The following is a 13,640-nucleotide window of genomic DNA, read 5'->3' as shown; positions in this document are numbered from 1 at the left end:
ATCTTCCTCGGTTCGGGCACCAGCCTGATTGCCGCCGAGCGCGTCGGCCGTGCTTTCCGCGGTCTCGATATCGATCCTGCCTATGTCGATCTTGCCATGACCCGCTGGTCGCAGATCACCGGCAAGGAGCCGACGCTGGTCCATCGCTCTGCCAACGAGGCCGCGGCATGAGCGGCGGCGATACGCAGTTCCGCAAGGGACAGTCCGGCAATCCCAGGGGCCGCCCCAGGCAGCGCCGTCCACACATCTCGGCGTTCGACATCGTGTTCGACAAGACCCTGACCGTGACGCAGGGCGGGCGGGAGCGCGAGCTTACCATTGACGAGGCCTTGCAGCTCCAGACCTACCAGGACGCGCTCAAGGGCAGTCGCATGGCGGTCCGCAAGGTCCTCAAGATGATCGAGAAGCGCGAGGCGGCGTTAGCCAAAAAGGACACGTCACCGCGCGCACCGGTAACCGTCAGCCGTCATCACCATGCCGACAATGCCGATGCCGCGATGCGCATTCTCGGGATCATCGAACGCGATCCCAAATGGGGCGACGAGCATCCGCGCGACAGGGTAGGCACCTGGGCGACGCAGGCCGCGCTCTCCCGACCGGGCCGCAAGAAGTTCGACCAGAAGGAGATCGACGATATCAGAAAGTTCACCATGGATGCAGACAAGCTGAAGTGGCCGCGCGGGAGGGTCGCATGATGGAAGGCCAGCCGGTCGGCTACGGCAAGCCGCCGACATCGACGCAGTTCTGCAAGGGGCAGTCGGGCAATCCCAAGGGACGACCGAAGAACCGCCATACCGAGATCCCCTACGATGGCGTCCTTGGTCAGATGGTCACGATCCGCGAGGACGGGCGAACACGGCGCGTCACCGCCGCCGAGGCGTTCCTGCTCCAGCTTACCCAGAAGGGTCTTGCCGGCGACAGTGCCGCGGCTCGCTCTTCGCTCGAAGCGATCGAGGCGGCGCGGGCAAAGCAGACCGTGCAGGACGATCCGCTGCACATCATCATCAACGTCGTTGGCACCGGTCATTCCATTATTCTCGACACGCTGGGCTTTGCGATCAAGAAATACCCCACCGACAAGGCACGCGTGCGTTGGGTCCTCAATCCATGGATCGTCGAAGCTGCGCTATCCCGCCTTGGCGACAGGCAGCTGTCCAAAGAAGAGCAGCGCGAGGTCTGGAGCAACACGCGTACACCGCACAAAGTTCGCTGGCCGGAGTGGTGGACGGTGCGGGAGTGACGGTCGGCTTTGCGCCCCAACACTGGTCATTCGGCTCGCCCGGACGCGGTCTCAAAAGCTGCCGTTCGCAAGGCAACGCACGTGCCCGGGTTTGGCCGCCGGGCTATTCGGATTGGGATCGCATATCTACTGGAAGATCAGGTGCTGTCGCTCGTCGCGAAGGGCACGCTGAGGCGGGCGCTGGAGGATTGGTGCCCGCCATTCCACGACTATGATTTTTATTATCTGAGCCGGCGACAGCATTCGTCGGGCTTCGCCGTGCTCATCGAGGCGCTGCGAGACGAAGTCGATAGGATCGCTTCGAAGCATTTCAAACCATGTGAACTGGAGACGTGGTCCAGCGAGGCGGACGTTCCGGTTCGACTATCGCCTGAACCGCGGTGTGTAGGATTCGATGAGCTCAGCCTCTTCCTCATCGGCCTCGAAATTATGCGTATCGATGTGCAGCAGGACGGTCCCATGACCATTTGACTGGTCCAACTGGTGAGCCAGCAGCGTCGGAGGTCGGCTGCCCCACACCGGCTTGAGCCAATCGCTTGCCGGGACGGGCCCGAGTGACCTGCGCGGGATCGGACTTGGTGTCGCGTCACCAGGCCGCACCGAAAGGGCAGGGAAATCCTTGCTGGCGCGCCCGTACCTGATCCTGCCGTCCTTCGTGAACACGACTGCGCACATCTCGGCGGTCAGCTCGACATAGCGGTTCGCCACGGCCTCCCGGCTCACGTCATACTTCTCGGCCAGTTGACCGATGTGGCTAACCTCCGGCGTCCCCATTGTTTCGAGCTGCGCCTTGAACGACGGCTTGGGCATCAGAAGCCCCGCCGAGAACCGGTTGGCCTGCGCCTCCTCCTGTCGGTGGAGCGTGTCGCGCCGAGTCTCGGCGAGATCGGCCGAGGTGCAGTTCTTGTCGCCACGATGCGCTGGGATGAGGTAATGTCCGAGTTCGTGTCCGATGGTGAAGCGGCGCCGACGGCGGCCCATCCCCTTCGCCGCCAAAATGACTCCCATCGTCTTTTCGAGATTGGTCATCAACGCGCCGACGAATCCGTCGACCTCGAGGTCTCGGAACTCGATGATGCCCACGGATAGGGCGAACTCCTCTACCTGGATCGGCGGAGTCCATTGCGGGTGGTGCTGGAAAATGACCGCCAGCAACCTTTCCGGCGACCCGCAGTCCGCGAGCTCCATGAGGAGCTCTTCGTTCAACCAACCTTGCCCTTCAGGCTGGCGGCGACGGTTCGAAGCGTTTCCCAATCGCGCGTCGATAACTCACCGCCGAACTCGCGGAAGAACTGTTGCTGGGCCGGATCCTCATCGGTTTCGTCATCCGATAGGAACGCTATACTCACCTTGAAATGCTCGGCGAGCTTCTTCAGCAGGTCAAGGCCGGGATTGTAGCTGGTGCCGCGTTCGAGCTCCCAGATGTGGGCCTTGGAGACGCCGACGGCGTCGGCCACCTGCTGCAAGGACTCGCGGCTACGCGCACGCAGCTCCTTGAGTTTTGTGGACAGTGGCAAGTTGACTTCTCCTCGCGACGAACCCGCTCGCCGCGTAAGATGTAGCTTACGTCACGGCTGCCGGGGTTTACAAGTGGTTTATCGTTCACTATATCTGCCGATATGTTCACGGTGGCCATATGACGAGTCTCGACGCCAGTTCTAAGGACGCGTCCTTCCCGAAGCGGATTCTGACGATCGACGGCGGCGGATTGAAGGGCGCGATGCCCGCTGCGTTCATCGCCGAGATGGAGGCGATCTCGGGTCAACGGGTCGTCGACAACTTCGATCTGGTTGCGGGCACGTCGACTGGCGGCATCATCGCGCTTGGGCTGGCTGCGGGCCTGACCGGTGCTGAGATCCTCGACTTCTACCTGACGCGAGGCCCACGGATCTTCGACCAGGAACCGGGGGAGGGGGTGCTGGCCGCCGTGATCGGGGTGATCAGGCGTGCAGCACGATCCGTTCGGCGGCTGGGCACGGCCAAGTATAATTCAGAGATACTGCGACAGGAGCTAGGCGCCGTGCTCGGTGATCGCCGGATTGGTGATGCCCTCACCAGGATCGTCATACCCGCCTACGACTCAGCCAACGGTGGCCTATACGTTTTTAAGACCGCCCATCACGAGCGTCTGGCGGTGGACTGGCGGGTGCCGATGGTCGAGGCCGCGCTCGCGACCGCGGCGGCACCGACGTACCTCCCCGCCCATAGCTTCGCCGGCGCCGCCCATCTGCTCGATGGTGGCGTCTGGGCGAATAACCCGATGGGCGTGGCGGCGCTCGAGGGCGCGACGGTGCTTGGTTGGGACATGTCCCAGGCGCGCCTTCTGTCGCTCGGCTGCACTTCGTCGATCAATCCGGCTCGCCGCGTGATCGGTTTCCGCAACGTCAAGTGGTTGATCCAGACGCTCTTCGACGGGCAGGATCGGTTCAGTCACGCGACTGCCAAGCTGCTCCTCGGCCACCCCCATACGAACCCCCACCTGATTCGCATTTCCCCGCAGGTGCCGCCTGGCCACTATGCGCTGGATGACGCTCGCCGGATGGATGAGCTGATCAGGATGGGGCGCTCGAACGCGAGGGCCGCGATGCCCAGGATCAACGAATGCTTCCTGCTCGGCGGGCGGGAGCCATTCATTCCGTGTCATCCCGCCGCCTTTGAGGAGAAGTAGCGTGATCCACGGTGATATTCTGCGCCAGTTCTACGATGATCTTCTGGGCGACGTGGCCCGCAAGATCCAAATCAGTCGAACCGCATACGAGGAGGCGGTCCGGCATTTCAACGTGGTCTCGGCCTTCATCCACGAGGAGACGAGCGGCCTCTCTCACCTGGACCCGGTGATCTACCCGCAGGGGTCGTTTCGCATGGCGTCGACGATCTCGGCCTACGATGACCGCGAAGATTACGACATCGACCTGCTTCTCGAGCTCGACATCAATCGGTTCGCGGCCCCCGAAGCGGTGCTGGAGACGATCGCGTCGGCACTCCGCAAGGCGCAGGGCCGGCTGAAGTTCAAGAGTCTCGAGGTGAAGAAGCGCTGCGTGACGCTTTGGTACGAGAACATGCACCTCGACATCACCCCGGCGGTGCTGATCCCGGGCCGTCAGGCTCGTGTAATCGGGATCTTCGACACCCACCCCGATCGCCCTGATCACGCGCTCGCCAACCCCGAGGGTTTCGCGATTTGGTTCGACGACATGGTGCGCCCGGGAGTCGTCATGGACTCGATTAAGGTGCGCGCGTCGACGGTTCCGGTCCCCCAGCAGAAGCCGGCCGAGCTCAAGACCACCAGGCTACTCACCGTTCAGCTGCTCAAGCGCTTCCGCGACATTCGGTGCGACGCGCGGGACTACGATCGCATGCCGTCGGTGCTGCTGTCGAAGATCGCCGCGGAGGCTCCCCCGGGCCGCGGGCTGCTTGCCAATCTGCGCTCGGCGGCCCAGTATATGGCGCCGATCGTCGGTCGCCCGCTCCATGTTGAGAACCCGGCGTGCCGCGAAGATTTGCTGTCCGATCGCTGGCCCAAGAAGGCGGTGTCGCAGCGGATGCTGGCCGAGGATTTGAACCACTTGGTGACGAAGCTCGACGACCTTCTTGCTGAGGGCACTCAGCTCGAGAAGAAGCAGATCATTCGCGATCTTTTCGGTGAGAACGCCGCGGCTGAGGGTTATAGGCTCGCCGCCGAGAGGGCGGCCGCGAAGAGCCGCGAGGGCGCGTTCGGTATCGCCGCCGGTGGTGGCGCTGCCGGGGCGGGCACTTCGGCCAAGTCGACGGTGGCACCGAAGCACCGGTTCTACGGCGACCCGGAATGACCATCGGACCCGGCACGATGACATGGGTTCGACCGATCCATGCCGCAGGCAGGACCGATTTCCTCTATCGGACCGGGTTCGCCAACGCCCTCATCGCGACCGAGGATGAGGGGGTCAGGAAGCACTTTCCAGGCTTTAGGTGGCTCCCCAAACTTCACGGGGGCGGCGTATGGCGCGGCCAACTGCGCCCGATCGCCCAGACCTACGAGGTTCGCGTCGAGATGGCCCTAGGATGCGCCGACGCGCATCTGGTCTATCCATGGCGCGCCGCGTCAGTGCGCGTGCTTGACGGTGCGATCAGGCCTGCGCCAGGCGGTGCATGGGTGCCCCACCTTTACGGGCCATGGGACGATCCGCGAGGTGCCGACCTGTGCCTCTACTACCCGCCCGACGAAACCCTGCCGCTCGGCCACGAGGTTGCCGAGAGGCTGCTGCCGTGGGCGTATGAATGGCTCTACTACTATGAGATGTGGCTGGTCACTGGCACCTGGTCCGGGCCCGAGGCGCCACACGCTCCCGGCGATAGGCCGAGCTTGCCCAACTGTCCACTCGAGAAAGTCGCGTCTGCCAGTGTCTTGAGGAAACTCGACGATCCGGTGATGAGATCGATGAGCTTCGTCGTCGGTCGACAGCATCCGGTCCGAGAGGACGTGATGGCGAAGGCGGCTTGACCAGCCGAGGCGTCAATGAGGCCGAAGTACCGTCTTGGCTTCTTCACTGACTTTTGCACGAATGTCCGTTCAACGCGATTTGTGACTCGGAAGCTGCCAGTCGGGTTCCGGCCCAATATCCGACCGGCCCCTCTAGTCGAGCCGATGAAGGACAGTTAGGTCACAAACGGTGCAGGTAGCATCTTTATTTCCGGCTTTATCCAGGTGATTGGGTTCTACTTCGTGATTTTGGCTTTGCACATCGCCGACAAGTCGAGAACTGGCGTGCCAAATTCACTTCAATCGAAGAAAAGGCCGCACCTCGCGGTGCGACCATTCCTTGAGCTTGCGGTTGGCCGTGTCAGGCGGCCTTCTTGCCACCAAGAGCATGGACATCCGCCGCGCCCAGACGCTGGCCACCAATGGCCCAGTCGCCTTGCTCGACCTCCATGATCCGGACCCAGGTGACCGGGCGCATGGCTTCGCCTTCAACCCGTACCATCGCTTCGGTGACCTTTTCGATCAGCTCATGCTTCTGGTCAGGGGTGAAAACGTCCTTGATGACATCGATCGTTACGAGAGGCATTTTGTTTCTCCTTGTGCAAATGCGTTTGTTTCAAAGCAGAATCGGCTGTTTTCCGATGTTCGGGAGATACGCACCTTTGCTTCGCGATGCTTGACGTCGGCGTGAAGATGTCTGACCTTTTCATGAAGATTTGGCGCAGAGGGGGGCCACTTGGCGCAATTCGGACCATGCAGCTACGTTTTCGATGGGTTCGAGCTCGATGCGGACCGCTTCGAACTGCGCCGCGATGGGGTTCGCGTGCATGTCGAACCCCAGGTGCTGTCGCTGTTGTTGCTGTTGGTGGAAAACCGCGACCGCATGGTCGGCAAGGACGAGTTGATCGACAAAATCTGGGATGGGCGGATCGTCTCTGAATCCGCGGTCTCGGCCCGTATCAAGGCCGCGCGCAAGGCGGTAGGCGACGATGGCAGCGTGCAAGGAGTGATCCGCACAATCCACGGTAAGGGCTTTCGCTTCGTAGCGGACACGGCGGCTCTGCGCGATCGCGCCGGCAAGGTGGCACAGGGCCGGGCCGCAGAACCCTGTGTGCCCGCGACTTCCGACGACAGCCATGTCGCGAATTTGCGGACGGCCCGCGACGGGCGGCCTTCGATCGCCGTCCTGCCGTTCCAGCTTCTTGGCGAGCCAGGGCCGCACGCCATCGTGGCCGATGCGCTGCCCGCCGACATCATCAATGACCTGGCGCGCCTGCAATGGCTGTTCGTCATTGCGCGCGGCTCGAGCTTTCGGTTTCGCGGCCCAGATGTCGATCCGCGGATCGCTGGCCGCGACCTCGGCGTGCGCTACTGCCTTTCCGGCACTCTGGAACTGACGGGCCATGCGGTGACCATATCGGTCACGTTGGTCGATGCGACGAGCGGGGGCACAATCTGGGGGGAGCAATTTCGCGGGTCGCTTGATGAAATGCAGCAGCTGCGACCGGAGATCGAAACGCATGTCGTTGCCAGCCTGGAAGTCCAGATCCCGCAAAACGAAGTGCGGCTGGCTCGTGGCCGGCCTGCCTCCGACCTCGATGCGTGGTCGAGCTTTCACCTCGGGATCGACCACATGTTCCGGTTTACCCGCGAGGACAACAACCTTGCAGCTCGACTGTTCACACAGTCGCTCGATCGCGATCCGTGGTTTTCAAGAGCACTGGGCGGACTTTCGTTCACTCACTTTCAGAACGCATTCCTGCGCTTCGAAGACGACCGCGAGGTAGAGATGGAGGCGGCGCGCACGCTCGCCCATCGAGCGGTGGAGACAGACCGGCTCGACCCTTTCGGCTATTTCAATATCGGGCGTTGTTTCTGGTTGGAGGGGCATCTCGACGAGGCCATGGCCTGGTTCGACCAGGCGACAGGCCTTAGCCCCAGCTTTGCGCAGGGCATCTACAATCGCGGACTGGTGGGGATGATGGCCGGCAAGGCGAAGGAGGCGGATGCCGATCTGGCGCTGGCGCTTGACCTCAGCCCGTTCGACCCGCTGGCCTATGCCATGGTGTCCGGACGGGCGTTGACGCATCTCCAGTTTGGCGAGCACGAAAAGTCCGCCGACTTCGGCGTCAAGGCCGCAATGATGCCCGGCGCACACAAACACATCGCCCTGATTGCCGCCTTGACGTCGCACCTCGCCGGCATAGACGCGGATGCACAGACCTGGCTGGCGCGGGCGAAAGGAGAAGACCCTGCGCTGAAGGCAGATGAGTTCTTCGCCTCCTTCCCCTTCGCACACACCGCCGCACGCGAGGTCATCGAGAAGGGCCTGCGCGACCTAAATTTATAGAGCAGAGTGTTGGGTGCGCATCGAATAGGGGGCACCAAATAGTCTGCTTTTCCACGTTGCCGCGCTGGGAGCGGACCGTCTCATAACGGCCCAACAATAGTCTATCACTCATGTTCGTCCGTATCTTCGGAGATCCGATGGATTGGCACCAAACTTTTTGGCGAACGACCGGGAGAAGTGACTTTGGCTGGCGAACCCGCTGGCGGCACTGATCTCTGTGATCGATCCAGTTGTTTCGACAAGCAGCTTGTACGCGAGGTTCAGTTTCAACGTCTGGGCATGGGCTGCAATCGAAGTCCCGACGTACCGCTTGAACAGCCTTTCCAATTGCCGGACTGAGACCTTGGCGGTGACTGCCAGAGCATCACGCTGCAGAGGTTCAGCAACGTTCGCTTCCATCGCGGCCAGAACCTTCTCCAATCCGGGATGGGTGATGCGATAGCGCTGAATGATCGAATGGCGTTGGGGCCGCTCGGCTTGGCGCTGCTCGGTCTGGATGTACCAATCGCTGACTTTGTCGGCTAATTCGGCTCCCTGATCGCGACCAATCAGGACGGCCGCCAGGTCCAGTCCCGCAATGCCGCCAGCGCAGGTCACACGGTCGCCATCGATCACGAACAGTCCGCGTTCGAGCATCGGTCGATCAAAGGTCTCGAGGAAGGCTTCCTCGTGCTCCCAATGGATGGTGCACCGTACGTCGTCCAGCAGGCCGGCACGCGCCAGGATGAAGGGGCCACCCGATACGCCACCAATGATCGTCCCGAAACGGGCAGCCCGCCGCAAAGCCTGTAGCGTTCCGGCGCCTCTGAACAGGGCCGGATTCCCGCCCGCGCAGACGAATAGGATATCAGTAGGCTCCATCGCTGTGATGGCCGCGTCGACGTTGAACGAGATCCCATTAGACGCCATCGCCTCACGTCCGGCCGGCGAATAATGCTTCCACTCGTACAGGGTCTTTCCAGAGAGGCGGTTGGCCGCGCGGAACGGTTCGATAACCGGCGCATAGGACATTAGCGCGAACCCGTCGATCATCAGGTAGCCAAGCCGGATTGGTCTTCGCGATTTGTCGATCTGGGGCATGATAATGTCGTTCTCAGGCATGAAATCTTTCGTATCAGCAGTTAGTCAGGCCCTCAACCATGACCAAACGCTATTCACTCCTTTCACTCGCGCGACAGGCCATTTCCGGCCATCGCGGATGGATGCCCGCGTGGCGCGATGCGACACCGCGCGACCGCTATGACATCGTCGTCATCGGCGGCGGCGGCCACGGGCTCGCGACTGCCTATTACCTTGCCAAGGTGTTTGGCGAGAAGTCGGTGGCGGTGCTTGAAAAGGGCTGGATCGGTGGCGGCAACGCCGGGCGCAACACTACGATCATCCGGTCGAATTATCTGCTGCCCGGCAACATCCCGTTCTACGAACATTCACTCAAGCTTTGGGAAGGGCTGGAGCAGGATCTGAATTACAACGCGATGGTCAGCCAGCGCGGGATCATCAACCTGTTCCATTCCGACGAACAGCGCGATGCCCATGAACGGCGCGGCAACGCCATGCGCCTGCACGGGGTCGACGCCGAACTTCTCGATGCGGATGCGGTGCGGAAAATGGCGCCTTTCCTTGATTTCGATAACGCGCGTTTCCCGATCTTTGGCGGGCTCCGGCAAAAACGGGCTGGCACGGCGCGCCACGATGCGGTCGTCTGGGGTTTCGCGAGGGGGGCTTCTGCACGAGGCGTTGACATCATCCAGAACTGCGAAGTGACGGGCATGGTGCGCGACGCCAGCGGGCGCGTCGTGGCGCTCGACACTACGCGGGGCCGCATTGGTGCCGGCAAGGTGGGCATGGCGGTGGCGGGCAACAGCTCTCGCGTGGCGGCGCTTGCGGATCTTCGCCTTCCGATCGAGAGCCACGTACTACAGGCGTTCGTCAGCGAAGGTCTGAAGCCGGTTATCCCCGGCGTGATCACGTTCGGGGCCGGCCATTTCTACATAAGCCAGTCGGACAAGGGCGGGCTGGTCTTTGGTGGCGATCTCGACGGCTACAAGAGCTACGCCCAACGCGGCAACCTGCCCATCGTCGAAGACGTTTGCGAAGAGGCGATGGCCCTGATGCCCATGATCGGCCGTGCCCGGCTTCTGCGCTCTTGGGGCGGCATCATGGATATGACGATGGACGGATCGCCCATCATGGATCGCACGCCGGTGCCGGGCCTCTATCTCAACGGCGGTTGGTGTTACGGCGGCTTCAAGGCGACGCCCGCCTCGGGCTGGTGCTTCGCTCACCTCCTTTCCCGCGACGAGCCTCATCCCGTGGCCGCCAGCTATCGGCTCGATCGTTTCGCGACGGGCCGACTTATCGACGAAAAGGGCTCCGGCCCTCAGCCCAACCTGCAGTGAGGGACGCAAGATGATCATCGACTGCCCCCATTGCGGCTCCCGCGACAGCGGCGAATTTTTCATGCGCGGCCAAGCGGCCGGACCGCGCCCCGAATACGCCGACGGTCAGGACGCTTTCGCGGTCTACGTCTACGACCGGACGAACCTTGCCGGGATGCAGCGCGAGCATTGGTATCATGCTGCCGGCTGCCGCTCGTGGCTCGTCGTGGAGCGTGATACGCGCAGCCACGTCGTCGGATCGGTTGCTATTGCCGGAAAAGCCGTGGCATGACGCGCAAATCGCAAGGCGGTTTGGTCGACCGCGCGCTCCCCATCAGCTTTACTTTCAATGGTCGCCCGATGCAGGGGTATTCCGGCGACACGCTCGCTTCGGCCCTGATCGCGAACGGCGTGAAGATCGTTGGCCGCTCTTTCAAATATCATCGCCCACGCGGCATCCTGACCGATGGAGCGGACGAGCCCAACGCGCTCTTGACCCTGCACCGCGGCGCCCGCGCATTGCCCAACAGCAAGGCGCCGATGGTCGAACTGGTCGAGGGGTTGGAGGCATTCAGCCAGAACTGCTGGCCGAGCCCGCGCTTCGATCTCATGGCGATAAACGGCCTATTTTCGCCGATCTTCGTGGCGGGCTTCTATTACAAGACCTTCATGTGGCCGGCAGCGTTCTGGGAGCGCGTTTACGAGCCGCTGATTCGGCGCGCGGCGGGTCTGGGCAAGCTGAGCGACAGGCCCGATCCCGACACTTACGATCGCAGCCACGCCTTTGCCGACGTTTTGGTTGTCGGGGCCGGTGCCGCCGGGCTGACGGCGGCGCTGGCGGCGGCCCGACTTGGTAAGCGGGTCATTCTTGTCGATCAGGATTCCCGGCCAGGTGGCCGCCTGTTGGCAGAGCGCTGCGAGATCGATGGCAGGGCGGGTGCGGAATGGGCCTCCGCAGCGATCGCTGAACTGGCGGAGCATGACAAGGTCACGGTGCTGACACGCACCGCGCTGTTCGGAGCCTACGATGGGCGCAGTTATGGCGCGGTGGAGCAGGTCAGCGAGCATTTGCCCGATCCTGCAAGCGGCATGCCCCGCCAGCGTTACTGGAAAATCGTGGCCGAACAGGCGATCTTTGCCACTGGTGCGACCGAACGCCCCATCGCGTTCACAGGCAACGACCGGCCCGGCGTCATGATGGCATCGGCGGTCCAGACTTACGTCAATCGCTTCGCAGCCTTGCCTGGGCGTCGGGCCGCCGTCTTCACCCAATGCGACAGCGGCTACGCGGTCGCCGCCGACCTCGCTGCCGCGGGCGTAGAGGTAGTTGCCATCATCGATCCGCGTTCAGGCGACAAACCCGGTGTCGATGCGACCGCTGCAGTTATCCATGGCGAAGTCGTCGGGACCCATGGCAAGTGCCTTAAAACGATCACCGTTCGTAATATGGACGGTAAAACGGAAAAGCTGAAAGTCGATCTGCTCGCGGTTGCAGGCGGATGGAACCCGAACATCGGCTTCGCCAGCCATCTCGGTCAGCGTCCGGCATGGTCGGAACCATTGCAAGCCTTCGTACAGGACACGCCGCCGGACGGCATGCATTTCGTCGGCGCGGCGGCAGGCCGCTATTGTGTCAGCGCTGCCATCGACGATGCGCGCGGCAAGGTTGCTGCTCTGTTTGGGCGGGAAGGCGAAGTTGCGGCAATATTCGAAGAACCGAGCCTTGCCCCACCATTGGTGGTGTCGGGCTGCGACAAGAAGGCTTTCGTCGATTTTCAGCACGACGTCACGGTTTCCGACGTCGTTCTGGCAGAGCAGGAAGGTTACGCCTCCGTCGAGCATCTTAAGCGGTACACTACGCTGGGCATGGCGACGGACCAGGGAAAGATCGGGCAGGTGCTTGGCCATGCCCTTCTCGCTCGGCAGCAGGGCAAGGGCATTGCCGCCGTGGGCACCATCGCTGCGAGACCGCCGCACACGCCGGTTTGCATAGGCGCACTTGCCGGCATCCATCGCGGGGAGCACCTGAAGCCCACGCGGCTGACCCCCACGCACGACTGGGCCGCATCGCAGGGCGCCAGTTTCGTCAACGCCGGGCTGTGGAAGCGGGCGCAATGGTACACGCGCCCCGGTGACGCCGACTGGATCGACAGCGCAGTGCGCGAAGCAAAGGCGGTGCGATCGGCGGTCGGCATCTGCGACGTTTCCACCCTCGGCAAGATCGAGGTCGCGGGACCCGATGCAGCCCTGCTGCTCGACCGGCTCTACTGCAACGCGATGGCCAGCCTTGCCGCCGGCAAGGTCCGCTACGGCGTGATGCTGCGCGAGGACGGCTTCGTGTTCGACGACGGCACTGTCGCCCGCATCGCCGACGATCGCTTCGTCATCTCCACCACCACCGCCAATGCCGTCGCGGTGATGCGGCACATCGATTACGCGCTTCAGGTTATCTGGCCCGATCTCGATGCGAAGGCGTGCTCGGTCACGGAGAACTGGGCACAGGTCGCGGTGGCAGGACCGAACTCGCGCGCGCTGCTGCAACGCCTGTTACCCGACATCGACCTTTCCAATTCGGCCTTCCCGTTCATGGGCGCGCTCGAAGGGCGCTGGTCCGGTGCGCCGATGCGGCTTTTCCGCATCTCGTTTTCCGGCGAGCTTGCTTACGAAATCGCCGTGCCGACGGGCCTCGGCGATGCCTTGATGCGCATGCTTACCGAACTCGGCAGCGACCTTGGCTGCACGCCATATGGACTGGAGGCGCTGGGCATTCTGCGAATCGAAAAAGGCCATGCCGCGGGCGGCGAACTCAACGGTCAGGTCACGGCCGGTGATCTGGGTCTTGGCCGGATGGTGTCGAAGAAGAAAGACTTCATTGGCCGCGCACTCGCCGAACGACCTGCCCTGGCCCATTCCGACCGACAGGTGCTTGTCGGGCTAGCCCCGGTCGACCCCTCACATAGGGTTACGGGAGGATCGCACATCCTGCCGGTCGGCGTGCCGGTTTCAGCGGTGCATGACGCAGGCCACGTCACGTCGGTCGCTTTCTCTCCGACCAAAGGGCGCTGGATCGCGCTCGGCCTTCTGGCGCGGGGCGCAGACCGCATCGGCGAGGTCGTCAATGTCGTTTCGCCGGTGCGCGAGACCAGCATGGAGATGATCGTATCGAGTCCCGTATTCGTCGATCCGGAAGGGGAGAGATTGCGTGGATAATCG

Annotated in this window: 14 protein-coding genes; 9 read left to right on the top strand and 5 right to left on the bottom strand. The window is 62.7% G+C overall.

The annotated features are described in order from the left end of the window. The first annotated feature begins 167 nt into the window (after nt 1-167). The gene (locus tag EKN06_RS15480; protein ID WP_127613810.1) at nt 168-695 is read left to right on the top strand and encodes a DUF5681 domain-containing protein; all 528 of its coding nucleotides are present in this window, start codon (nt 168-170) and stop codon (nt 693-695) included. Next, entirely contained in the window at nt 692-1,240 is a 549-nt protein-coding gene (locus tag EKN06_RS15475) for a DUF5681 domain-containing protein (RefSeq protein WP_127613809.1), read from the top strand. Before EKN06_RS15480 ends, EKN06_RS15475 begins: the two co-directional genes overlap by 4 nt. A 363-nt stretch (nt 1,241-1,603) precedes the next feature. Here the strand turns inward: EKN06_RS15475 and EKN06_RS15470 are convergent, their stop codons facing one another. Both EKN06_RS15470 and EKN06_RS15465 read right to left on the bottom strand, forming a co-directional pair. Next, on the bottom strand, nt 1,604-2,446 hold the full coding sequence (locus EKN06_RS15470) for an ImmA/IrrE family metallo-endopeptidase (protein WP_127613808.1): 843 nt from the start codon (nt 2,444-2,446) through the stop codon (nt 1,604-1,606). Then, a complete protein-coding gene (locus EKN06_RS15465; RefSeq protein WP_127613807.1) occupies nt 2,443-2,757 on the bottom strand; it encodes a helix-turn-helix domain-containing protein in 315 nt (104 codons plus the stop codon). The genes EKN06_RS15470 and EKN06_RS15465 overlap by 4 nt, the downstream gene beginning before the upstream one ends. Before the next feature lie 119 nt (nt 2,758-2,876). Between EKN06_RS15465 and EKN06_RS15460 the strand changes: the two genes are divergently transcribed. The 3 genes from EKN06_RS15460 to EKN06_RS15450 are packed head-to-tail and all read left to right on the top strand — an operon-like array spanning nt 2,877 to nt 5,720. Beyond that, on the top strand, nt 2,877-3,908 hold the full coding sequence (locus EKN06_RS15460; RefSeq protein WP_127613806.1) for a CBASS cGAMP-activated phospholipase: 1,032 nt from the start codon (nt 2,877-2,879) through the stop codon (nt 3,906-3,908). A 1-nt stretch (nt 3,909) separates the two neighbouring features. Then, entirely contained in the window at nt 3,910-5,049 is a 1,140-nt protein-coding gene (locus tag EKN06_RS15455) for a nucleotidyltransferase domain-containing protein (protein ID WP_127613805.1), read from the top strand. After that, nucleotides 5,046-5,720, top strand: a complete 675-nt coding sequence (locus EKN06_RS15450) for a type II CBASS E2 protein (protein ID WP_127613804.1) — start codon at nt 5,046-5,048, stop codon at nt 5,718-5,720. Before EKN06_RS15455 ends, EKN06_RS15450 begins: the two co-directional genes overlap by 4 nt. Before the next feature lie 340 nt (nt 5,721-6,060). On the opposite strand, the gene EKN06_RS15445 is transcribed toward EKN06_RS15450, so the two are convergent. Beyond that, nucleotides 6,061-6,285 (bottom strand): tautomerase family protein, encoded by a 225-nt coding sequence (locus EKN06_RS15445; protein ID WP_127613803.1) that lies wholly within the window; start codon nt 6,283-6,285, stop codon nt 6,061-6,063. 120 nt (nt 6,286-6,405) lie between these two features. After that, nucleotides 6,406-6,528, bottom strand: coding sequence for a hypothetical protein (locus EKN06_RS16110; RefSeq protein ID WP_276317293.1), 123 nt, complete (start codon nt 6,526-6,528; stop codon nt 6,406-6,408). Between the two features lie 12 nt (nt 6,529-6,540). Between EKN06_RS16110 and EKN06_RS15440 the strand changes: the two genes are divergently transcribed. Next, nucleotides 6,541-8,049 (top strand): winged helix-turn-helix domain-containing tetratricopeptide repeat protein, encoded by a 1,509-nt coding sequence (locus EKN06_RS15440; RefSeq protein WP_164844114.1) that lies wholly within the window; start codon nt 6,541-6,543, stop codon nt 8,047-8,049. 108 nt (nt 8,050-8,157) lie between these two features. Here EKN06_RS15440 and EKN06_RS15435 read toward each other — a convergent pair whose 3' ends face one another. Further along, nucleotides 8,158-9,081, bottom strand: a complete 924-nt coding sequence (locus EKN06_RS15435) for a GlxA family transcriptional regulator (protein WP_240655077.1) — start codon at nt 9,079-9,081, stop codon at nt 8,158-8,160. A 107-nt stretch (nt 9,082-9,188) separates the two neighbouring features. Here EKN06_RS15435 and EKN06_RS15430 point away from each other — a divergent pair, with 107 nt between their 5' ends. From EKN06_RS15430 to EKN06_RS15420, 3 genes are read left to right on the top strand one after another with little or no spacing between them, the layout of a single operon-like run. Next, on the top strand, nt 9,189-10,448 hold the full coding sequence (locus EKN06_RS15430) for a sarcosine oxidase subunit beta family protein (RefSeq protein ID WP_127613801.1): 1,260 nt from the start codon (nt 9,189-9,191) through the stop codon (nt 10,446-10,448). A gap of 10 nt (nt 10,449-10,458) precedes the next feature. Then, complete coding sequence (locus EKN06_RS15425) at nt 10,459-10,719, top strand: sarcosine oxidase subunit delta (protein ID WP_127613800.1); 261 nt, start codon at nt 10,459-10,461, stop codon at nt 10,717-10,719. Further along, nucleotides 10,716-13,637: a sarcosine oxidase subunit alpha family protein gene (locus EKN06_RS15420; RefSeq protein WP_127613799.1), complete on the top strand. Its 2,922-nt coding sequence runs from the start codon at nt 10,716-10,718 to the stop codon at nt 13,635-13,637. The genes EKN06_RS15425 and EKN06_RS15420 overlap by 4 nt, the downstream gene beginning before the upstream one ends. The last annotated feature ends 3 nt before the right edge of the window (nt 13,638-13,640 follow it).

The sequence above is a fragment of the Croceicoccus ponticola genome (genome assembly GCF_004004515.1).
Taxonomy (GTDB): domain Bacteria; phylum Pseudomonadota; class Alphaproteobacteria; order Sphingomonadales; family Sphingomonadaceae; genus Croceicoccus; species Croceicoccus ponticola.
Note: the sequence above shows the minus strand (reverse complement) of the source record. Positions and strands in the feature narration are given on the sequence as shown.